This is a genomic window from Enterobacter sp. FUJ80071 (assembly GCF_038739915.1).
Classification (GTDB): Bacteria; Pseudomonadota; Gammaproteobacteria; order Enterobacterales; family Enterobacteriaceae; genus Enterobacter; species Enterobacter kobei.
Genome location: NZ_JBBXKH010000001.1, coordinates 1,995,812 through 2,014,997, shown reverse-complemented (window position 1 = coordinate 2,014,997; position 19,186 = coordinate 1,995,812). Strand labels below are relative to the sequence as shown.

Below are 19,186 nucleotides of genomic sequence, written 5' to 3'. Positions count from 1 at the left end.
ACTCAACGGAGAGCTACAGTTCAGGCGTCTTTTTAAATCCCGTCAGCATCAGTACAAGGCTTTGCGCCGAAGAAGCCGGTTCAAACTGGTAATGGTTTCCCTGGCGGTCGCCGCCGATATACCACGAGATTTCGGTTTTCCCTTCCGCCAGCGCCTTGCGCACGGCTTTGTCGACATCCACCATTCTGTACTCGCGCGAGTGGTTGAGATACAGCACAGCATCGGATCGATAGTTGCAGGCCGGGCGGTCAGCCCATCTCACCGTTGCAGGATCCCAGTCGTTGCTGGCCGGATAGAAGAAGATCTGATCGGCGCCGTCAGTTTCTACCTTACCGCCGTATATGCGAACGCGATATTTAAACAGAGAAGGATCCTGTCCCGCTGGCAGCGGCGGGATCGTAAACTTTACCAGTGAGAGGGTTTCACTGTTTTGCGTTCGGCCTCCGTTCTGCCAGTTATCCTGTACCAGCAAAGCCTGCGGCTGAGGCTGGGAGAGCCCCGGCTCAAGGCTGCTTAGCCAGACGTTTGCCTGCGCTTTTGAATAGGCATATGGCACGGTCGTGCCGCAGTCCAGCCCGCGATTCATACACAGTTCGGTCATAAAGCGCGCCCCCTCTTCCGTCCAGCCATTCATGAAATCAGCATGCGCAGTGTAGAGACTTCCCCAGCGTTCTTCGCGTTCGTCACCATGCATAATGGGATCGAGGGAAAGCTGTACTTTGCTGGTATCAAGGGATGAAATTGTCGGAAGCACATAAGCGATGTTCATGTTCACGGTCGGAATTTTCACCGGAAACGCGGTCGGGCATTGCCCTTTCGTATCGTACGTCGCATTGGCAACGCCGTGAGCGGGCTTGAGATTCACGCCATCCCAGCAGTTTGGAAACTGAATACCGATATTAAACTGCACGGCGTCTCCCGCCTTGCGTAGCCCGCACACTTCGCCTGTTTTTGTCGTGTAACCTTTGCCGTTAGCACATAAGAACGTGATATGCGGGTTAGGCGCAGATCCATGGTGATCCCCCGCCAGCAGTGATAGCCCCGCCGGGAAAGGCTGCAGCGGCCAGGTTTCCACATTCGAGGCCTGATAATAGGTTTTTTGATACGCGGGTTTTACGATAGTGCCATCAGGCAGCCGCAGCGAAGGTGCCCAGTATGCCGAGCTATCCGCTTTGTTATCGCAGGTGGTTTCTTCCAGCGTGCGCAGGGTTTCCCGGCTCGAGCTGGCATCGGTGTGCGTGTTGCCGAAGAAGTCATGCAGCATGGCCTCGTTGGGCCTGCCAAACATCATAATGGCATCATCGCCAAGGGTATGGGAGTAGCCGCAGACGACATGAGCCTGTGGCGCAGCGTGCGCCGCATGCATGGCGAGAAGTAACGCAGGGGCTGAAAGAGCCGCGGTTAACGTGGTCCGTTTCATCATTATCTCCATTAATGAAAGGACCTATAGGTAACAAACAACGGGTTAATTAACCGAATGATTCACCGCGTACTTTTCTCCTCATTGTGGCTTTACAGACGTAACGCACAGCTCATTCCAGTACATTTCGCGCGTGCGGCGCAGTTCAGCGTGACGTTTTATCATGGAACCACTCCGGGTCTATGTTAGCAACGTCCACACCGTACAGGCTGGCAGCAGGCAGTATTGACTCAAGAACACGTTGCGCGCTGTTCTCCGCATTCACAGGTCGGGTGGCAAAAAACCGCCGTAACGTGCTGATCCATTTTTTCATCGTCTTGCCCCTCTTGCTTCACCTGCGTTCAGTAAAACACCCATTAACAATGGAGGGGAAATAACAATAACGACTGTTGATATGCGGGATCTGAGAAACGCGCGAAACGCGGGCGCATCACCCGGCCAGCGCTTTAACCACCGTCTCCATCGCTTCGGTTGTCAATTCGCTGCGCTTGATGCGCTGGTTCGCCAGCGCCGTGCGCAGCACACCCGCAATGACAATATGCTTCGGCTCCTGCCCTAAATCACGCATCTCAAGCACCACCTTACCGACCACCCGGCACATCTCCTGGTACAGCGCTTCATCTTTGGTCACGTTACCCATCGTCATCACTCCGTTGCCTTTTAAACGTTGAGCTTAAATGATTCTCCTGCCGGATACAAAAAAGAAGCCCGGCGAGGATCTCGCCGGGCTTCATCTGTAAAATCAGCTAATTAGTTATTAACCGGAATCACAGCACCTTTGTATTTGGTGCGGATCCAGTCCTGAATCTCTTTGGAGTGCAGCACGTTCACCAGTGCGACGATGTCCTTCTTCTTCTCGTCACCGCGATGCACGGTAATGATGTTGGCGTACGGGTTATTTTCACCGCTCTCTACCGCAATCGGGTCGTGCACCGGGTCCAGACCGGCGTCAATCGCATAGTTGGCGTTAATCACGACCGCAGCGCCTTCATCGTTGTTGTACATCTGCGGCAGCAGAGAGGCTTCGACGTTAGGCGTGAACTGCAGCTTCTTCGGGTTCTCAACGATGTCGCTGATACGCGCCGTCACTTTGTCGATGCCGGGCTTCAGCTTGATCACGCCCTCTTTTTCAAAGATGGAGAGAATACGGCCTTCTTCGGAAACGGCATCACGCATAATGATCTTACCGCCTTCCGGCAGGTCCTTCAGCGACTTGTACTTTTTGGAGTAGATACCGATTGGCTCAATGTGGATAGCACCCGCACTGACAAAATCGTAATCCTTATCGCCCGCGTGATCTTTCAGCACGCTGTTCAGGTAAGGAATATGCTGGAAATAGTTGGCGTCAATGTCATGACCCGCCAGCGCGGTGTTGGGCAGAATGTAGTCCTGGAACGGTTTAATCTCCAGGTCAATCCCCTGCTTCGCCAGAATCGGCTTTGCCTGCTCCAGAATTTCGGCGTGCGGGGTGTTGGATGCGCCCACAGTCAGCGTATCCGCCCAGGAGGCGAAGCTCAGGGCGCTCAGGGTGGCTGCGGCGATCAGTGTCAGTGTCTTTTTCATGATGTGGTTCCTGTGTGTATTTATTAGCGTTTATCTAACAGAGAAGTCATAGCGTCGCCGCAGAACTGGATAATGAAAACGATGATCAGAATGGTCACCGTTGCCACCAGCGTGACGTCACCATGGTTGCGCTGGAATCCTTCCAGATAAGCCAGATTTCCCAAACCGCCGGCGCCAATCACCCCCGCCATGGCGCTGTAACTCACCAGCGCAATCAGCGTTACCGTTATCCCTGATACCAGTGCAGGTGATGATTCCGGCAGTAAAACCCGAAACACGAGCGTGCTCAGTCGTGCGCCCATTGAGCGCGTTGCTTCGATTACCCCTTTGTCCACTTCGCGCAGGGCAATCTCCACCAGGCGTGCGTAGAACGGCGCGGCCCCCACAATCAGGGCCGGCAGCGCCGCGTTGGCACCAAGAATGGTACCGACGATGGTCTTGGTGAACGGGATCAACAGGACGATCAGAATGATGAACGGTATTGAGCGAAACACGTTCACCACAATCGAAATCACGCTGTAGACCGTGCGGTTTTGAAACAGCCCGCCGCGCGCGGTTAAGAACAGCGCCAGGCCCAGCACGATCCCCAGCACAAAGGTCGCCACCCCGGAAAGCGCGGTCATGTACAGCGTCTCCTGCGTCGCCGCCCAGAGCTGATCCCATTTGAGGTGCGGGAAGAGATTCTCAGCCATGTTTAATGACCTCGCCTTCAATATCGCTGTGCTTCAGGTCGGCGAGGATATTGTTCAGTTGTTCATCAGATGCCACGACGTGGACCCAGAGCTGGCCGAAAACGCCGTGGGCGGTTTGCGTCATTTTCCCGTGCAGGATATTAAACGGCAGACCGTAGCGCAGGGTCAGCTCACCCACGACCGGCTTGTGCGTGCTGTGGCCGGTAAAGGTCAGACGGATGACCGTGCCTTCCAGATCGTTTGCCAGTTCGGTATTGAAGGTTTCTTCCTCGGCGTACTGACTTACCTGGCGGACAAACTGCTGCGTAATCGGCTGCTGCGGATGGGTGAATACACTCAGCACATCCCCCTCTTCCACTACCTTACCGTTTTCCATCACCGCCACGCGGTCGCAGATCTTGCGCACCACATGCATTTCGTGGGTGATCAGCACGATGGTCAGCTTGAAACGACGGTTGATATCCAGCAGCAGATCGAGGATCTGATCGGTGGTCTGCGGGTCGAGTGCGGACGTGGCTTCATCACACAGCAAAACGTCCGGGTTATTGGCCAGCGCGCGCGCAATCCCCACGCGCTGTTTTTGTCCGCCGCTCAGCTGTGACGGGTAGGCATTCTCACGCCCTTTCAGCCCAACCAGCGCCACCAGTTCCGCCACGCGAGCCTTGATTCTGGCTTTTGGCACACCGGCGATCTGCATGGAGAACGCGATATTCTCACTTACCGTGCGCGACCACAGCAGGTTGAAGTGCTGGAACACCATACTGATTTTCAGGCGTGCCTGACGCAGGGCTTCACCTTTTGCGGCGGAGATGTCCTGCCCGTTAATCGTGACGCTGCCAGCGCTGGGTTTCTCCAGACCATTCAGCAGACGAATCAGCGTGCTTTTCCCGGCGCCGCTGTAGCCGATAATGCCGTAAACCTGTCCCTGCTCAATCGTCAAATTGACGTTATCAACGGCTGTGAGCGCCGCCTTACCGTTGTCAAAAACCTTCGAAATATTTCTGAGTACAATCATTCTAATTCATTATCCGATCCGCCAATGGCGGTTTAGAAGTATGGATGTCCAAACGATAGTAAACAGGCGTTATCAGTTTTTAAATGAACAAAAAAGCATGTGTTATAACTTTCAGTAATAAACAACGACTCTACACGGCGGGAAGTATTTAGATTGATTTCAGCAATGATTATCTGCCAGACGCATAACGCTTAACTGATATGCTAAAAAAACGGTCATTATTGCAGCATTTTATGCCGAGATAGCCATCCTCACTTCCAGACAACTTTACGTCTTGCTGTCCTGACATCCAAAAACAGCACTGATATTCCCGTCTGTTATAAAAAGCAGTGAAGTGTTCTTTATTGCGAAAATTTCACCGCCCTATCATCCCGTCATGACACCCAGAAAGGAAAACATCATGACGATCTACCACTCCGTCACCGAACTGATTGGCCGGACACCGCTGATCCAGCTGCACAAGCTTGATACCGGTCCCTGCTCGCTGTTTCTGAAGCTGGAGAACCAAAACCCCGGCGGCTCCATTAAAGATCGCGTGGCGTTATCGATGATTAACGACGCGGAGCGTACCGGCCAGCTACGGCCGGGTGGCACGATTATTGAAGCAACGGCGGGGAATACCGGCCTCGGGCTGGCGCTGATCGCCGCCCAGAAAGGCTATACGCTTATCCTGGTGGTGCCGGACAAAATGAGCCGCGAGAAGATTTTCCACCTGCGCGCGCTGGGTGCCCAGGTGATACTGACCCGTTCCGACGTCAACAAGGGGCATCCGGCCTATTACCAGGATTACGCCCAGCGCCTGGCCGATGAGCTGCCCGGCGCGTTTTATATCGACCAGTTCAATAACGATGCCAACCCGCTGGCACACCGCACCACCACGGCACCGGAACTGTATGAGCAGCTTGACGGCAGAATTGACGCCATCGTGGTCGGCGTCGGCTCAGGCGGGACGCTGGGCGGCCTGCAGGCGTGGTTTGCCGAGCATTCTCCACATACGGAGTTTGTGCTGGCCGACCCGGCCGGGTCTGTGCTCGCCGATCAGGTCGAGACCGGTCGCTACCACGATGCGGGCGCCTGGCTGGTTGAGGGCATTGGCGAAGACTTTATTCCGCCGCTGGCCCACATTGAAGGCGTGAACCTCGCCTGGCGCATTACCGACCGCGAAGCGTTTGCCACCGCGCGTGAACTGCTGAAAACGGAAGGCATTCTGGCGGGCTCCTCCAGCGGCACCCTGCTGGCGGCGGCGCTGAAATATTGCCAGGCGCAAACCACGCCGAAACGCGTGGTGACCTTCGCCTGCGACAGCGGCAATAAATATCTCTCGAAGATGTTCAACGACGACTGGATGCGCCAGCAGGGGCTCATCACGCGCCCTCAGGCAGGCGATCTCTCTGATTACATTGCCCTGCGCCACGATGAAGGCGCTACCGTCACCGCCGCCCCGGATGACACGCTCTCCACCGTTCTGGCACGCATGCGCCTGTACGACATATCCCAACTGCCGGTACTGGAAAACGGTCGGGTCGTCGGCATTATCGACGAGTGGGATCTGTTGCGGCATATCGGCGGTGAAGCTGACCGCTTCGCCCTTCCCGTGACAGAGGCCATGACGCGTCAGGTGGAATTTCTCGATAAACGCGCCCCGGAAAGCGCCCTGCACGCCATCTTTGACCGCGGTCTGGTGGCCGTCATTAATGACAACGACCGTTTTCTCGGTTTGATTACGCGCAGCGACGTGCTGACCGCGTGGCGCAACCGTCTTCAGCCATAAGGAACAGATGATGAAAAACCTGGCAACCCTGAGCGTCCACAGCGGCGCGTTCAATGATCAGCATGGCGCCGTTATGCCGCCGATTTACGCCACCTCGACATTTGCGCAACCCTCTCCCGGGGAGCATACCGGCTATGAGTATTCCCGCAGCGGCAATCCGACGCGCCATGCGCTCGAAACCGCCATCGCCGAACTGGAAGGCGGAACGCGCGGCTACGCCTTTGCATCCGGCCTCGCCGCCATCTCCACCGTGCTTGAACTGCTGGATAAAGACAGCCATATTGTCGCCATTGATGACGTCTACGGCGGCACATATCGCCTGATTGAAAATGTCCGCAAACGCAGCACCGGTCTGCAGGTCAGCTGGGTTAAGCCGGACGATTTAGCCGGGCTTGAGGCGGCTATTCGCCCGGACACCCGCATGATCTGGGTTGAAACACCTACCAACCCTCTGCTGAAGCTGGCGGATTTAGCGGCTATCGCTGACATCGCCCGTCGTCATAACGTTATCAGCGTGGCGGATAACACCTTCGCATCGCCGGTCATTCACCGTCCGCTGGCGTCGGGTTTCGACATCGTGGTGCACTCAGCAACCAAATACCTTAACGGCCACTCTGACGTGGTGGCCGGGCTGGCGGTGGTGGGTGATAATCCGGCGCTGGCGGACAGGCTTGGCTACCTGCAGAACGCGGTCGGCGGCGTACTGGACCCGTTTAGCAGCTTCCTGACCCTGCGCGGTATTCGTACCCTTTCGCTCCGCATAGAGAGACACAGCAGCAACGCGCTGGCGATTGCGCAATGGCTGGAACAGCATCCGCTGGTTGAACGGGTCTTTTATCCCGGACTGGAGTCGCACCCGCAATATCAGCTTGCCCGCACGCAGATGGCGCTGCCCGGCGGGATGATTTCTGTCGTGGTGAAAGGTGATGCGCAACGCGCCACAGAGGTGATTCGCAACCTGACGTTGTTCACCCTTGCGGAAAGCCTGGGCGGCGTGGAGAGTCTGGTGAGCCAGCCTTACAGCATGACGCACGCCTCGATTCCGCTGGCGCAACGGCTGGCAAACGGTATTGTGCCACAGCTGATTCGCCTGTCGGTGGGGATTGAAGATCCTAAAGACCTCATCGCCGACCTCAGTCAGGCGCTGCAAAAATAAGCAAAATGCGGCAGGTCAATCACCTGCCGCGATAAGTTGTCATCATGGCTTAACGCGTTGATAACAATATTATGTAAAACGGCATTGATTATTTCTGAAACACCGTTTCCATTTTCCTTTTATCTTAAAATCAGCGTATAATGCGCGCCAAATCCCTGGTGAATGGTTTCAGCGCTTGGAATACAAAAAACAACGTACAACTTCTCCTCTCCTTCGTTGGGCTGTCACTCAGGCACACTTTCTTCTGCACGCTCATTTGATGTCTCCTATCCTTAGTGCGTGTCATATACTCTTTTGCAACACAGGTTTGACTCTGCGGCGGTGCGCCCCCGGAGCGAGATTTCCATATCCTTCCCAACTTAAAGACTAAGACTGTCATGAAAAAGACGAAAATTGTTTGTACTATCGGCCCGAAAACCGAATCCGAAGAGATGCTGAGCAAAATGCTGGACGCCGGCATGAACGTGATGCGTCTGAACTTCTCTCACGGTGACTATGCAGAACACGGTCAGCGTATCCAGAACTTGCGCAACGTGATGAGCAAAACCGGTAAAAAAGCGGCTATCCTGCTCGACACTAAAGGTCCGGAAATCCGTACCATCAAACTGGAAGGCGGCAACGACGTCTCTCTGAAAGCGGGCCAGACCTTTACCTTCACCACCGACAAATCCGTAGTCGGTAACAGCGAAATCGTTGCGGTCACCTATGAAGGCTTCACCAGCGATCTGTCCGTCGGTAACACCGTCCTGGTCGACGATGGTCTGATCGGTATGGAAGTGACCGCGATTGAAGGTAACAAGGTTATCTGTAAAGTGCTGAACAACGGCGACCTGGGCGAAAACAAAGGCGTTAACCTGCCGGGCGTTTCTATCGCACTGCCAGCACTGGCTGAAAAAGACAAGCAAGACCTGATCTTCGGCTGCGAACAAGGCGTTGACTTCGTTGCAGCGTCCTTCATCCGTAAGCGTTCTGACGTGGTCGAAATTCGCGAGCACCTGAAAGCGCACGGCGGCGAGAAGATCCAGATCATCTCCAAAATCGAAAACCAGGAAGGCCTGAACAACTTCGACGAAATCCTCGAAGCGTCTGACGGCATCATGGTTGCACGTGGCGACCTGGGCGTTGAAATCCCGGTTGAAGAAGTGATCTTCGCGCAGAAGATGATGATCGAAAAATGTGTTCGCGCGCGTAAAGTGGTTATTACCGCGACGCAGATGCTGGACTCTATGATCAAAAACCCACGCCCAACCCGCGCTGAAGCAGGCGACGTGGCTAACGCCATCCTCGACGGTACCGATGCTGTTATGCTGTCCGGCGAATCCGCAAAAGGGAAATATCCTCTGGAAGCGGTTGGCATTATGGCGACCATCTGTGAACGTACTGACCGCGTGATGACCAGCCGTCTGGACTTCAATAACGACAGCCGCAAGCTGCGCATCACCGAAGCCGTTTGCCGCGGTGCGGTAGAAACTGCTGAGAAACTGGAAGCGCCACTGATTGTGGTTGCGACCCAGGGCGGTAAATCTGCGCGTGCAGTGCGTAAATACTTCCCGGATGCCACTATCCTGGCCCTGACCACCAACGAAACCACCGCGCGTCAGCTGGTGCTGAGCAAAGGCGTCGTTGCACACCTGGTTAAAGAGATTGCCTCTACTGACGATTTCTACATTCAGGGTAAAGCTATGGCTCTGGAAAGCGGTCTTGCACAGAAAGGCGACGTTGTGGTTATGGTTTCTGGTGCGCTGGTACCAAGCGGAACGACCAATACTGCATCCGTTCACGTGCTGTAATAATTCACGAACGAATTAATTTTGATAAAAAGCGCCCAATGGGCGCTTTTTTTATTCCAGTCATTAGCCAAACTCATTCAAAAAGCAAATCGGGTTTTTCTATTTAATTGCGAATTATCTAAGATGAATCCGATGAAAAATGCCTTTTTTTACATAGCTTTTTACTCAAAAAGGGCCGATTCGATGCTTCTTTGAGCGAACGATCAAAAATAGGCGTATTCCCATCAAAAAAATATTCTCAACCCAAAAAACTTTGTGTAATACTTGTAACGCTACATGGAGATTAACTCAATCTAGAGGGTATTAATAATGAATCGTACTAAACTGGTACTGGGCGCGGTAATCCTGGGTTCTACTCTGCTGGCTGGTTGCTCCAGCAACGCTAAAATCGATCAGCTGTCTTCTGACGTTCAGACTCTGAACGCTAAAGTTGACCAGCTGAGCAACGACGTGAACGCAATGCGTTCCGACGTTCAGGCTGCTAAAGACGACGCAGCTCGCGCTAACCAGCGTCTGGACAACCAGGCTACTAAATACCGTAAGTAATAGTACCTGTTAATAAAATGGCGCACATTGTGCGCCATTTTTTTTGCCTGCGTCAAACGGCTCTACTGCGTCATCTTCTCCCCTGCCTCTTCCGCTACCGCCGCGGACACACGACTGTTCTGCACTGACAATACGCTGTTACTGGCCGACGTGCCGCTTCCCGCAGAAACCATAACCGGGATCCCCGCACGGCGCGCCAGGGCTTTATCGATCAGCGCCTTATCGCTTCCGGACTGTGAAACAAAGGTCGCAAAGTCGGCGGAGTGCGTAATGGGCGAAATCTGTGGGTTTTCACCTTCCACCTGCGCCAGCGGACGATGGACCTCAATATAGCGTTTACCATCCGGCTCGACCGCGAATTTCACTGGCTCATTGATGATTTGTACCCGAGTACCAACCCGTACCTGTTCGAACAGGGCTTTAATATCCGGGGCGTTCATTCGCATACAGCCGGAACTGACGCGCAAGCCAACGCTGTCTGGCGCACTGGTTCCGTGGATAAGATATTCCCCATTACCAATACCCAAACGCAGGGCATAGCGTCCCAGCGGGTTATTTGGCCCTGCGGGAACCACAGGAGGCAGTTTAATTCCCTGCGCCAGCGAACGGGCTCTGATACCGGCCGTCGGCGTCCAGGTTGGGTTCGGGATTTTTTGACTGACGCGGGTCGTGCTCACCGGTGTTTCCAGCCCCAGTTGCCCGATGCCAAGTGGGAAAACCTGGACAATGTTCTCTCCCGGCGGGAAATAGTAAAGCCGCAGCTCAGCGAGGTTCACAACAATGCCCTCGCGCGGCGTGTCGGGTAGCAGCATCTGCGACGGGATCGTGATAACGGTTCCCGGTGCAGGGTTTACCGGCGCAATCGTATTGTTCGTTTCGAGGATCACCTGCGCTGCGGTATTAAACCGGCGGGCGATGGTCTGCAGCTTATTATCCCCTTCCTGTATGGTGTAGGTTTGATTTTGCCCAATCAGGCGACTGCCTGCGGGCGGCAACGGATAGTCCATCGCGCGGGCCGAATTAAGTGCACCGAGCGAACTGAGGAGTAATAGAGTGATGAGAGACGCGCGCTTCATGCTGAGATTCCTTATTCACTGGCAGAATGCCAGAAAGCTGAAAAACCAGCGAGGCGGGAACCACCTCGCGAAACAGAATGAATGCTGTTCTGTAAGTCTAGCTAAGGATTGCCGCTTTGGCGCGAATGGCGCGAATCATCGCTTCCAGTCCCTGGGAACGAGACGGGGTGAGGTGTTGGGTGAGGGCCATTTTTTCAAACCACGGGCGGACATCGAAGGCGACAATATCCTGCGCTGACATCTGGTGATAAAGAATAAAGACCACCGCAATCAGCCCTTTTACTATTGCCGCATCGCTGTCACCCTGCAGGGTTATCGTGCCATCGTCAGACTGCGCCATCACAATCCACACCTGGCTTTGACAGCCCTGAATACTGTTCTCCGGGGTATGCGCCTCTTTACTAAGCGGCGGCAGACGCTGCCCCAGCTCAATGATGTAGAGGTATTTCTCTTCCCAGTTTGCGCAACGCCCAAAGTTGCGCAGCAATTTCTCTTTATCCGGCAGTTCTGCCATCGTTCGCCTCTTTGTCAGCCCAGCAACTGGTGAATGCGTTTTAGCCCCGCCACCAGCCTGTCGACCTCTTCCATTGTGTTATACATCACCAGCGATGCGCGGCACATTGCCGGAACCTGGTAAAAGGCCATGAGCGGCATGGCGCAGTGGTGCCCGGTGCGCACGGCCACGCCGTAATTGTCGAGGAAGCTGCCCACGTCATAGGCGTGGTGTTGTCCCAGATTAAAGGCAATCACACCCTGTCGGTCAGCCGGCCCGTACAAGGTCAGGTCCGGCACGCTGGCCAGCTCCTGCAGCGCGTAATGCATCAGCAGCTGTTCGTACTCGTGAATGGCATCAAGACCAATTCCGGAAACGTAAGACACCGCCGCCCCCAGCCCGATGATCCCACCGGTGTTGGGCGTGCCCGCCTCAAAACGCCACGGCGCACGGGCGTAGGTGGTCCCTTCCGAGAGGCTAACGGTAGCGATCATTGACCCGCCCCCCTCCCACGGCGGCATCGCCTGCAGGATGTCCTCTTTCACATACAGCACGCCGATACCGGTTGGGCCATAAAGCTTGTGTCCAGAGAACACGTAGAAGTCGCAGTCCAGCGCCTGGACATCCACCGCGTGGTGCATTACCGCCTGCGCACCGTCAATCAGCACTTTCGCCCCGGCCTGATGGGCCTTATCGACAATCTCCGCAACCGGGTTTTCAGTACCCAGAACGTTAGAGACCTGGGTGACCGCCACGAGCCGCGTTTTATCGTCCAGCAAGGCGTCAAGCTGCTCAAGCTGTAACGTTCCGTCGAGGTTCAACGGGATGACGCGTAATTGCGCGCCAACGCGCTCACACAGCATTTGCCACGGTACGATATTAGCGTGGTGCTCCATCTGGGTAATGATGATGTTATCCCCGGCATGCACCTGAGCGTTACCCCAACTGTTGGCGACGAGGTTAATCCCCTCGGTGGTGCCGCGCACAAACACCAGCTCTTCCGGCGAGCGCGCATTGAGGAAGGCAGCCACCTGCGTGCGCACGTTCTCCATGCGCTGGGTGGCTTCCGCGCTCAGGGTATGAATACCCCGATGTACCGCTGCATAACCGTGGCGGTAGAACTCGGCTTCCGCATCCACCACCTGATTCGGTTTCTGCGCGCTGGCCGCGCTGTCGAGATAAGCCAGCGGCAGACCGTTCACTTCACGGGTCAGAACCGGGAAATCTGCCCGTACTTTCTCTACGGGAAAACTCATGCTTCGCCTCCGGGCAGACGCTGACCAATACGGGCCAACACCTGCTGCTTCAGTACGCCATCATGCAGCGCTTCCGTAAGCTCCGCCGCAAAGGCATAGATAATCATTTTCTGCGCCGCCTGCTGGTCGATACCGCGGGAACGCAGGTAGAACATCTGTTCGTCGTCGATCCGCCCGACCGTGGCGCCGTGGCTGCATTTTACGTCGTCGGCGTAAATCTCCAGCTGCGGCTTCGTGTCGACCTCCGCCAGGCGTCCCAGCAGGAGATTGTTGTTGGTCATCTGCCCGTCAGTCTTGATGGCGTGTTGCGCGACGTTAATCAGACCATTAAATACCGCGCGTCCTTTATCGCTGACGATGGTTTTGTGCAGCTGGCGGCTGTTGCAGTAACCTTTGTTGTGCTCAAGCCACGTGCGCGTATCGCACACTTCTGATTTGACCGGCATCGCCAGGCTGTTGATACGCAGCGTGGTATTTTCACCGTTAAGCTGGGTACTGGTGTTATGGCGCAGCACCGCACCGCCGAGCAGGAAGCTATGGCTGTACGCCGCGGCATCCGGTCCCAGCAGGATATCGTTATGCGCGAAGTGGTGGCTCTGGGGGTTCTCAAACGCCAGCTTAATGTGGTGGAGCTGCGCATTGGCGGCAACGTTCATCGTCAGACGCGACCCGGTAAAGTGGCGGGTGTCATTGAGACTCACGTAATGCTCAATCACCGTCGCGTCGGCCCCTTCGGCCAGTTCAAGATGGTGGCGATAGTGGGCGGTGTTGATTTCATCGCCCTCTACGCCCTGGGTGATATGCATCAGAAGCAACGGTCTGGCCGGACGCTGGTTACGCTTAACCTGGATATGCGTCACGCTGCGGGCGAGGCTCTCGGTCAAATGCAGGAAAACCTCCGGCTGAACCGGGGCGCCCAGACTCTGGCGTTCGTCGTTAATCACAATCCCGTAACCGCTCTCCCGGGTGTCATCGCTCAGTTCAGGGTGATAAACGCCGTCGACAAAGACCAGCCGTACCGCATCCACGGTCAACGCCAGGGCATCTCGTCGCTCCGGACCGATCGCCGCCGGACGCGCCACAAACTCGCCGCTCAGCAGGCCATCGAGCGGGGTATATTTCCAGTTTTCATGTTTACGCGTCGGCAGGCCGAGGCGCAGCATCTGCTGCAGGTGCTGCTGCGCTAGCTCAGAGCGATTCCCCTGCGCCTCGAACAGCCGGTGCCACTGCTGGAGTGCATTACTGCTGTTCGGTAAGCCAGCCATAACCCTGCTCCTCCAGTTGTTTAACCAGCGTGAAATCACCGGATTTCACAATGCGTCCCTGGTAAAGCACGTGGACGTAATCCGGCTTGATATAGTCGAGAATACGCTGGTAGTGAGTGACAATAATGAACGAACGCTTGCCGTCACGCAGGGAGTTCACCCCGTCAGCGACAATCTTCAGGGCGTCGATATCCAGACCGGAGTCGGTCTCATCCAGAATGCACAGCTGTGGCTCCAGCACCGCCATCTGCAGAATATCGTTACGCTTTTTCTCGCCACCGGAAAAACCAACGTTGACCGAACGGGTCAGCAGGTCTTCCGGCATTTTCAGCAGTTTGATCTTCTCTTCCATCAGATCCTGGAAGTCGAAGCGATCCAGGGCTTCCAGTCCGCGGTACTTGCGCACCGCATTCAGCGCCGTCTGAAGGAAGAACTGGTTGCTGACGCCCGGAATTTCGACCGGATACTGGAAGGCCATGAAGATACCTTCACCCGCGCGATCTTCCGGCGACATCTCCAGCAGATCTTTGCCGTTAAATTCGACCGAGCCGTGCGTCACTTCGTAATCTTCACGTCCCGCCAGCGTCGCTGAAAGCGTACTTTTCCCGGAGCCGTTAGGCCCCATGATGGCGTGAACTTCACCCGGCTTGACGTCAAAATTGAGGCCACGCAGGATCGCTTTATCTTCCACGCTAACCTGTAAATCTTTAATACGTAACATGTGCTTTCCCTTAACCGACGCTGTGTTCAAGACTGATGGCGAGGAGTTTTTGTGCTTCAACGGCGAATTCCAGCGGCAGTTCAGAGAACACGTCCTTACAGAAGCCGTTCACAATCATCGAAATGGCATCTTCTTCACTGATCCCGCGCTGCAGGCAGTAGAAGAGCTGATCTTCCCCAATACGCGACGTCGTCGCCTCATGCTCCAGCTGTGCTGAATTATTACGGCACTCGACGTACGGGAAGGTATGCGCTCCGCAGTCGGCCCCGATAAGCATCGAGTCACACTGGGTGAAGTTACGGGCGTTGGTCGCCGTTGGCATGATTTTCACCAGCCCGCGATAGCTGTTCTGGCTGTGCCCGGCGGAGATCCCTTTCGAGATGATGGTTGATTTGGTGTTTTTACCGATGTGGATCATCTTGGTGCCGGTATCGGCCTGCTGATGACCGCTGGTCAGCGCCACAGAATAAAACTCACCGATGGAGTTATCCCCGCGCAGAATGCAGCTCGGGTACTTCCAGGTAATGGCTGAGCCGGTTTCCGACTGCGTCCAGGACATTTTGCTGTTTTCACCTTCACACAGCGCACGCTTGGTGACGAAGTTCAGGATCCCACCGGTATTGCCGTCGCCGGGGAACCAGTTCTGCACCGTTGAGTATTTGACCTCAGCGTCTTTGTGAATAATGACTTCAACGACCGCCGCGTGCAGCTGATAGCTGTCGCGCACCGGGGCGGAGCACCCTTCGATATAGCTGACGTAGCTACCTTCATCCGCCACCAGAATAGTGCGTTCGAACTGTCCGGTTTTTTCGGCGTTAATGCGGAAATAGGTGGAGAGCTCCATCGGACAGCGCACGCCTTTCGGCACGTAGATAAAGGTCCCGTCCGACGCCACCGCCGCGTTGAGCGCGGCGAAGAAGTTATCGTTACTCGGTACCACGGTGCCGATGTACTTTTTCACCAGCTCGGGATGATCATGAATCGCTTCGCCAAAGGAGCAGAAAATAATCCCCTGCTCCGCCAGCTTTTCACGATAGGTGGTCGCCACCGAAACGGAGTCAAAAATAGCGTCTACGGCGACCTCTTTCCCCTCGCGCACGGGGACGCCGAGCTGATTGAACGCCTCTTCCACCTCTTTACTGAGGAAGCTGTTCTCCGCACCGGTCTGCTGTACTGCACCGGGCTGCGAAGCACACGTATCATCGCAGCTGCCGCAGGATGGCGCAGAGTAATAGCTGTAATCCTGATAATTCAGCTTGTCATAATGGGCTTTCAGCCAGTGCGGTTCTTCCATCTCCAGCCAGGCACGGTAAGCGCTCAGGCGGAACTCCAGCATCCACTCGGGTTCGTTGCGTTTGGCCGAGATGGCGCGCACGACATCTTCGTTGATGCCTTTCGCCAGCTCATCGGTCTGCAGCTGCGTGAAGAACCCTTCTTTATAATTAAGGTGCCCGCCGCTCCAGGTATTTACATCACTCGTTGCTTCAGTATTACGAGACATAGTACCGCCTATACCCCAAAGCTTTCGCCGCAGCCGCATTCGTTCTGGGCTTTCGGGTTATGAAATTTGAATAACTGGTTTAAACCTTCCCGTACATAATCCACTTCCGTGCCGTCGATAAACGGCATGGCCTGCAGCGCGACGTACAGCTTCGCACCGTCGGTTTCAAAGACCAGATCATCTTTTTCGGGTTCGGTGACAGTATCCAGCACGTAGCCAAAGCCCGCGCAGCCGGTCTGCTTAACGCCTAAACGTACGCCGAGGATCTCGGGCTTTTTCGCCACCAGCTCGTGGATATGCGCTGCCGCCGCAGGCGTGAGCGTCAAACCACGCCAGGCAAAATCGGCAGGATTGAAGGTTTCTGAATGCAGTTCCATAGGTCCACCTCATCTGATTAGCCATCAGGGCATAACACCATGTTAGTGATAACGATTATCACTTCAACCCTCTGTCAGCAGGGGCATTCGGCTAAACCGCCCTTTTTGTCTACTTTTATTAAGCATAGACCCTGTCTGAAGATGCGGGCGGGATGGATGTAATTGTTCAATACTTTGAAAAATAATGGCTTATTTAATCAGCGAGAAAGCGCAAAACGAGGACGTAAAATATGCATCGGAAATGCCTATTTTTAAGATAGCTTTTGCTCTGGAAAGGAGAAAAAACAAAAAAAAGGCCGCAAGGCCTCAGATAATCAGTGGTGAAATGAAACGCTAAATCCCTGCTCACGCCAGTGATCGAGCTGTTCCTGTTGACGGGGCGTTGGCGATGTTCCCGTCCAGACGAAGATTTTTTGCCCGGGGAACAGTTCAGGACGCGGCGAATCAATGGGTTCCGCCAGCACGTCAATATGCCAGCCTTTCTGGGCTAAACGCGCGGCTTCAAGCCAAAGATGTGTACGGTCATCGCATTCCCAGCCAATCAGCAGTGCGTCTTTACCCGCTTTCTTGCGCGATTCCGCGAGGCTTGCAATCGCAAATTCAATCAGGACACCGTCAAACAGACTCGCCATATGGCGTACAGTGTTTTGATCCTGATTCATTCGCTGACGGACGGGTGAAATGATGTTATCGATCAGCGCATCCATCGCGTGATCGCGGCGGAATTCACCGATTTTGGCGCGCAGCTTTGCCGGGCTGGCGTAACGCAGAACGGTCATCATCTCTTCCTGGAAAGAAGCCCAGTTACCCTGAGTCATCACTTCCTTATTTTCCAGCAAGGATTTTACTTTTCCGACCGAAACGCCGCTTTTCATCAGGCGCTTGATCTCTTCGATACGCAGGATATCTTCGTCGTCAAACTGACGATGACCCCCTTCGCTGCGCTGCGGCTTCAACAATCCATAACGGCGCTGCCAGGCACGCAGCGTAACGGGGTTGATACCGCATCGTTCGGCCACTTCGCCGATACTGTAATAGGCCATTAACTCCCTCACGCTCAGAACTTCCATACCTAACTACACCAACCTTATCAGATTGTACAACCCATTTGTAGAATTCAGACCTCATTTTGCACGGGTGAATGGCCTGCAAGGCCATCCAGCTGTTAATACATTGTTGTACAAATTTTGCCTGTCGTACAGTCAAGTCTGCAGGTTTTTGTACAGCTTCGTCAGAAATCGTATTTTTTCTCTGGCCATGCGATAGCCGGGATACCGCCGTGTCGGGGGCTGGCAAAAAGATGCCCCTGGAACTGAGAAATGCCCGCAGACTCCAGCCACATCCACTCTTCCGCCTTCTCCACGCCCACCGCGCAAAACTGTATTTCCAGTGAGGCACAGCATTTGATTATCGCCTGAATAATGGCCTGGCGTGGGCCACTTTTATGCACGTTCGCGACCAGATCGCGATTAATCTTAATTCTGTCCGGCTGGAATTGCGCCAGGAGCTGCAACCCGGCAAAACCGGCACCGAAGTGATCGATGGTTACGCTGATACCCGCACTTTTTAGCTGTCTGACCGAATGCGTAAACTCATCGAAACGGGAAATGGCTTCACTTTCGGTAAACTCCACCACAATTTGCTCCGGCACAAAGCCATTTGCATCAATAGCGGTGAGCAGAAAGTCCACGGCATTGGGCACGTTGACCAGCGTCATAGGCAGCAGGTTGATGGATAAAGTCTGATCCTGTAACCCCAGCGCGCTGGCCATGGAGAGAGCTACCTGTTTGCTTTGCAAATCAGAAGCATGCACTTCTTCACGCGTGCGATTGGCGAAATACGCTCCCGGTGAGTCACCGGATGGAGTGCGCAGAAGCGCTTCCCAGGAGACAACCTGCTGCATGAAAGGATCGACGATAGGCTGAAACGCAAAGCTACAGTCCGCCCCTTTTGCCACGACTTCAGGCTGCGCAGATAAGCGCGTTTCTTCCGGGACGAAATCCCAGGAATCCGCAGGCGGCAGCTCAAAATAGTTGGCTTTCTCTGTGGCCTCGACAAAGGTGCGGAAAAACTGCAGCGCTCGGTCGTTGTAGGTCAACTGGTAGCGGGTTGTGCCTTTATCAAGCACCTGCTGGAGCACCTCTTCCCTGTCGTACTGGCGCAAATCAAAGAGTTCCATACCCGCTTTACCGAAACGCCGTGAAGGCCCGTGATCGCGCATCAGCTCGACCACATTATGGTGGCGCGTGTCAGAGCAGATCTGTTCGTAGATGGACGTTACGTTTTCCGCAGGCCCTTCAAGCAATTGAAAAAAATGTGTGCCGTTGAACAGCAAGATCCCCGTGACGCTGGATTGCCGGTTTTTACTATTTGCAGCAGCGACCATATTTTCCAGCGCTTTCACTGGCACGTCCTCGCAGATGTGACTGCGGTAAATGATGGTTGTAAGCATGCGAGTCCTGGGGGGTTAAGGTTTGACCACAAAAACATGTGGGGAGACTTCTTTTTATAGCACATTAATTGCCTGACAAATAATTTACATCT

The 19,186-nt window shown here is 54.7% G+C and carries 19 protein-coding genes; 4 read left to right on the top strand and 15 right to left on the bottom strand.

The window, feature by feature from the left end:
* Positions 1-13 precede the first annotated feature (13 nt).
* The 6 genes from AAER43_RS09795 to AAER43_RS09770 all read right to left on the bottom strand — a co-directional run bounded on the left by AAER43_RS09795 (position 14) and on the right by AAER43_RS09770 (position 4,690).
* Positions 14-1,420, bottom strand: coding sequence for a DUF1996 domain-containing protein (locus tag AAER43_RS09795; RefSeq protein WP_045282012.1), 1,407 nt, complete (start codon positions 1,418-1,420; stop codon positions 14-16).
* Between the two features lie 145 nt (positions 1,421-1,565).
* Positions 1,566-1,733 carry a hypothetical protein gene (locus AAER43_RS09790; protein ID WP_014883542.1) on the bottom strand — a complete coding sequence of 56 codons (168 nt, stop codon included), beginning with the start codon at positions 1,731-1,733 and terminating at the stop codon, positions 1,566-1,568.
* A gap of 117 nt (positions 1,734-1,850) precedes the next feature.
* Positions 1,851-2,060 (bottom strand): fumarate hydratase FumD, encoded by a 210-nt coding sequence (gene fumD / locus AAER43_RS09785; RefSeq protein WP_014883541.1) that lies wholly within the window; start codon positions 2,058-2,060, stop codon positions 1,851-1,853.
* A 110-nt stretch (positions 2,061-2,170) separates the two neighbouring features.
* Entirely contained in the window at positions 2,171-2,983 is an 813-nt protein-coding gene (locus AAER43_RS09780) for a MetQ/NlpA family ABC transporter substrate-binding protein (RefSeq protein WP_003857677.1), read from the bottom strand.
* Between the two features lie 23 nt (positions 2,984-3,006).
* The gene (locus AAER43_RS09775) at positions 3,007-3,675 is read right to left on the bottom strand and encodes a methionine ABC transporter permease (protein ID WP_014883540.1); all 669 of its coding nucleotides are present in this window, start codon (positions 3,673-3,675) and stop codon (positions 3,007-3,009) included.
* Positions 3,668-4,690, bottom strand: a complete 1,023-nt coding sequence (locus AAER43_RS09770; protein ID WP_014883539.1) for an ATP-binding cassette domain-containing protein — start codon at positions 4,688-4,690, stop codon at positions 3,668-3,670. Before AAER43_RS09770 ends, AAER43_RS09775 begins: the two co-directional genes overlap by 8 nt.
* 400 nt (positions 4,691-5,090) lie before the next feature.
* Here AAER43_RS09770 and AAER43_RS09765 point away from each other — a divergent pair, with 400 nt between their 5' ends.
* From AAER43_RS09765 to lpp, 4 genes are all read left to right on the top strand, one after another.
* Positions 5,091-6,461, top strand: a complete 1,371-nt coding sequence (locus AAER43_RS09765) for a cystathionine beta-synthase (RefSeq protein ID WP_050861841.1) — start codon at positions 5,091-5,093, stop codon at positions 6,459-6,461.
* Positions 6,462-6,471: 10 nt separating this feature from the next.
* Positions 6,472-7,617, top strand: a complete 1,146-nt coding sequence (locus AAER43_RS09760) for a PLP-dependent aspartate aminotransferase family protein (RefSeq protein ID WP_045282009.1) — start codon at positions 6,472-6,474, stop codon at positions 7,615-7,617.
* Positions 7,618-7,994: 377 nt separating this feature from the next.
* A complete protein-coding gene (gene pykF / locus AAER43_RS09755) occupies positions 7,995-9,407 on the top strand; it encodes a pyruvate kinase PykF (protein WP_014883536.1) in 1,413 nt (470 codons plus the stop codon).
* 309 nt (positions 9,408-9,716) lie between these two features.
* Positions 9,717-9,953 (top strand): murein lipoprotein Lpp, encoded by a 237-nt coding sequence (gene lpp / locus AAER43_RS09750; protein ID WP_001082307.1) that lies wholly within the window; start codon positions 9,717-9,719, stop codon positions 9,951-9,953.
* A gap of 62 nt (positions 9,954-10,015) precedes the next feature.
* Here lpp and AAER43_RS09745 read toward each other — a convergent pair whose 3' ends face one another.
* The 9 genes from AAER43_RS09745 to AAER43_RS09705 all read right to left on the bottom strand — a co-directional run bounded on the left by AAER43_RS09745 (position 10,016) and on the right by AAER43_RS09705 (position 19,094).
* Positions 10,016-11,029: a L,D-transpeptidase family protein gene (locus AAER43_RS09745; RefSeq protein ID WP_023332800.1), complete on the bottom strand. Its 1,014-nt coding sequence runs from the start codon at positions 11,027-11,029 to the stop codon at positions 10,016-10,018.
* A gap of 97 nt (positions 11,030-11,126) precedes the next feature.
* Positions 11,127-11,543, bottom strand: coding sequence for a cysteine desulfuration protein SufE (gene sufE, locus AAER43_RS09740; RefSeq protein ID WP_050861843.1), 417 nt, complete (start codon positions 11,541-11,543; stop codon positions 11,127-11,129).
* Positions 11,544-11,557: 14 nt separating this feature from the next.
* Positions 11,558-12,778 carry a cysteine desulfurase SufS gene (gene sufS / locus AAER43_RS09735; RefSeq protein ID WP_045135082.1) on the bottom strand — a complete coding sequence of 407 codons (1,221 nt, stop codon included), beginning with the start codon at positions 12,776-12,778 and terminating at the stop codon, positions 11,558-11,560.
* Entirely contained in the window at positions 12,775-14,043 is a 1,269-nt protein-coding gene (gene sufD / locus AAER43_RS09730) for a Fe-S cluster assembly protein SufD (RefSeq protein ID WP_014883532.1), read from the bottom strand. The genes sufS and sufD overlap by 4 nt, the downstream gene beginning before the upstream one ends.
* Positions 14,018-14,764, bottom strand: a complete 747-nt coding sequence (gene sufC / locus AAER43_RS09725) for a Fe-S cluster assembly ATPase SufC (RefSeq protein ID WP_014883531.1) — start codon at positions 14,762-14,764, stop codon at positions 14,018-14,020. Before sufC ends, sufD begins: the two co-directional genes overlap by 26 nt.
* Before the next feature lie 10 nt (positions 14,765-14,774).
* Entirely contained in the window at positions 14,775-16,265 is a 1,491-nt protein-coding gene (gene sufB, locus AAER43_RS09720; RefSeq protein WP_014883530.1) for a Fe-S cluster assembly protein SufB, read from the bottom strand.
* A gap of 8 nt (positions 16,266-16,273) precedes the next feature.
* Positions 16,274-16,642 carry a Fe-S cluster assembly scaffold SufA gene (gene sufA / locus AAER43_RS09715; RefSeq protein WP_008500631.1) on the bottom strand — a complete coding sequence of 123 codons (369 nt, stop codon included), beginning with the start codon at positions 16,640-16,642 and terminating at the stop codon, positions 16,274-16,276.
* Positions 16,643-16,956: 314 nt separating this feature from the next.
* The gene (locus AAER43_RS09710) at positions 16,957-17,685 is read right to left on the bottom strand and encodes a MerR family transcriptional regulator (RefSeq protein WP_014883529.1); all 729 of its coding nucleotides are present in this window, start codon (positions 17,683-17,685) and stop codon (positions 16,957-16,959) included.
* Positions 17,686-17,873: 188 nt separating this feature from the next.
* On the bottom strand, positions 17,874-19,094 hold the full coding sequence (locus AAER43_RS09705; RefSeq protein WP_014883528.1) for a diguanylate phosphodiesterase: 1,221 nt from the start codon (positions 19,092-19,094) through the stop codon (positions 17,874-17,876).
* Positions 19,095-19,186: the final 92 nt, after the last annotated feature.

What these genes read in the sequence shown, in the direction of transcription:
- AAER43_RS09795 (WP_045282012.1), bottom strand. Translation starts at nt 1,420, where the DNA reads ATGAAACGGACCACGTTAACCGCGGCTCTTTCAGCCCCTGCGTTACTT.
- AAER43_RS09790 (WP_014883542.1), bottom strand. Translation starts at nt 1,733, where the DNA reads ATGAAAAAATGGATCAGCACGTTACGGCGGTTTTTTGCCACCCGACCT.
- fumD (WP_014883541.1), bottom strand. Translation starts at nt 2,060, where the DNA reads ATGGGTAACGTGACCAAAGATGAAGCGCTGTACCAGGAGATGTGCCGG.
- AAER43_RS09780 (WP_003857677.1), bottom strand. Translation starts at nt 2,983, where the DNA reads ATGAAAAAGACACTGACACTGATCGCCGCAGCCACCCTGAGCGCCCTG.
- AAER43_RS09775 (WP_014883540.1), bottom strand. Translation starts at nt 3,675, where the DNA reads ATGGCTGAGAATCTCTTCCCGCACCTCAAATGGGATCAGCTCTGGGCG.
- AAER43_RS09770 (WP_014883539.1), bottom strand. Translation starts at nt 4,690, where the DNA reads ATGATTGTACTCAGAAATATTTCGAAGGTTTTTGACAACGGTAAGGCG.
- AAER43_RS09765 (WP_050861841.1), top strand. Translation starts at nt 5,091, where the DNA reads ATGACGATCTACCACTCCGTCACCGAACTGATTGGCCGGACACCGCTG.
- AAER43_RS09760 (WP_045282009.1), top strand. Translation starts at nt 6,472, where the DNA reads ATGAAAAACCTGGCAACCCTGAGCGTCCACAGCGGCGCGTTCAATGAT.
- pykF (WP_014883536.1), top strand. Translation starts at nt 7,995, where the DNA reads ATGAAAAAGACGAAAATTGTTTGTACTATCGGCCCGAAAACCGAATCC.
- lpp (WP_001082307.1), top strand. Translation starts at nt 9,717, where the DNA reads ATGAATCGTACTAAACTGGTACTGGGCGCGGTAATCCTGGGTTCTACT.
- AAER43_RS09745 (WP_023332800.1), bottom strand. Translation starts at nt 11,029, where the DNA reads ATGAAGCGCGCGTCTCTCATCACTCTATTACTCCTCAGTTCGCTCGGT.
- sufE (WP_050861843.1), bottom strand. Translation starts at nt 11,543, where the DNA reads ATGGCAGAACTGCCGGATAAAGAGAAATTGCTGCGCAACTTTGGGCGT.
- sufS (WP_045135082.1), bottom strand. Translation starts at nt 12,778, where the DNA reads ATGAGTTTTCCCGTAGAGAAAGTACGGGCAGATTTCCCGGTTCTGACC.
- sufD (WP_014883532.1), bottom strand. Translation starts at nt 14,043, where the DNA reads ATGGCTGGCTTACCGAACAGCAGTAATGCACTCCAGCAGTGGCACCGG.
- sufC (WP_014883531.1), bottom strand. Translation starts at nt 14,764, where the DNA reads ATGTTACGTATTAAAGATTTACAGGTTAGCGTGGAAGATAAAGCGATC.
- sufB (WP_014883530.1), bottom strand. Translation starts at nt 16,265, where the DNA reads ATGTCTCGTAATACTGAAGCAACGAGTGATGTAAATACCTGGAGCGGC.
- sufA (WP_008500631.1), bottom strand. Translation starts at nt 16,642, where the DNA reads ATGGAACTGCATTCAGAAACCTTCAATCCTGCCGATTTTGCCTGGCGT.
- AAER43_RS09710 (WP_014883529.1), bottom strand. Translation starts at nt 17,685, where the DNA reads ATGGCCTATTACAGTATCGGCGAAGTGGCCGAACGATGCGGTATCAAC.
- AAER43_RS09705 (WP_014883528.1), bottom strand. Translation starts at nt 19,094, where the DNA reads ATGCTTACAACCATCATTTACCGCAGTCACATCTGCGAGGACGTGCCA.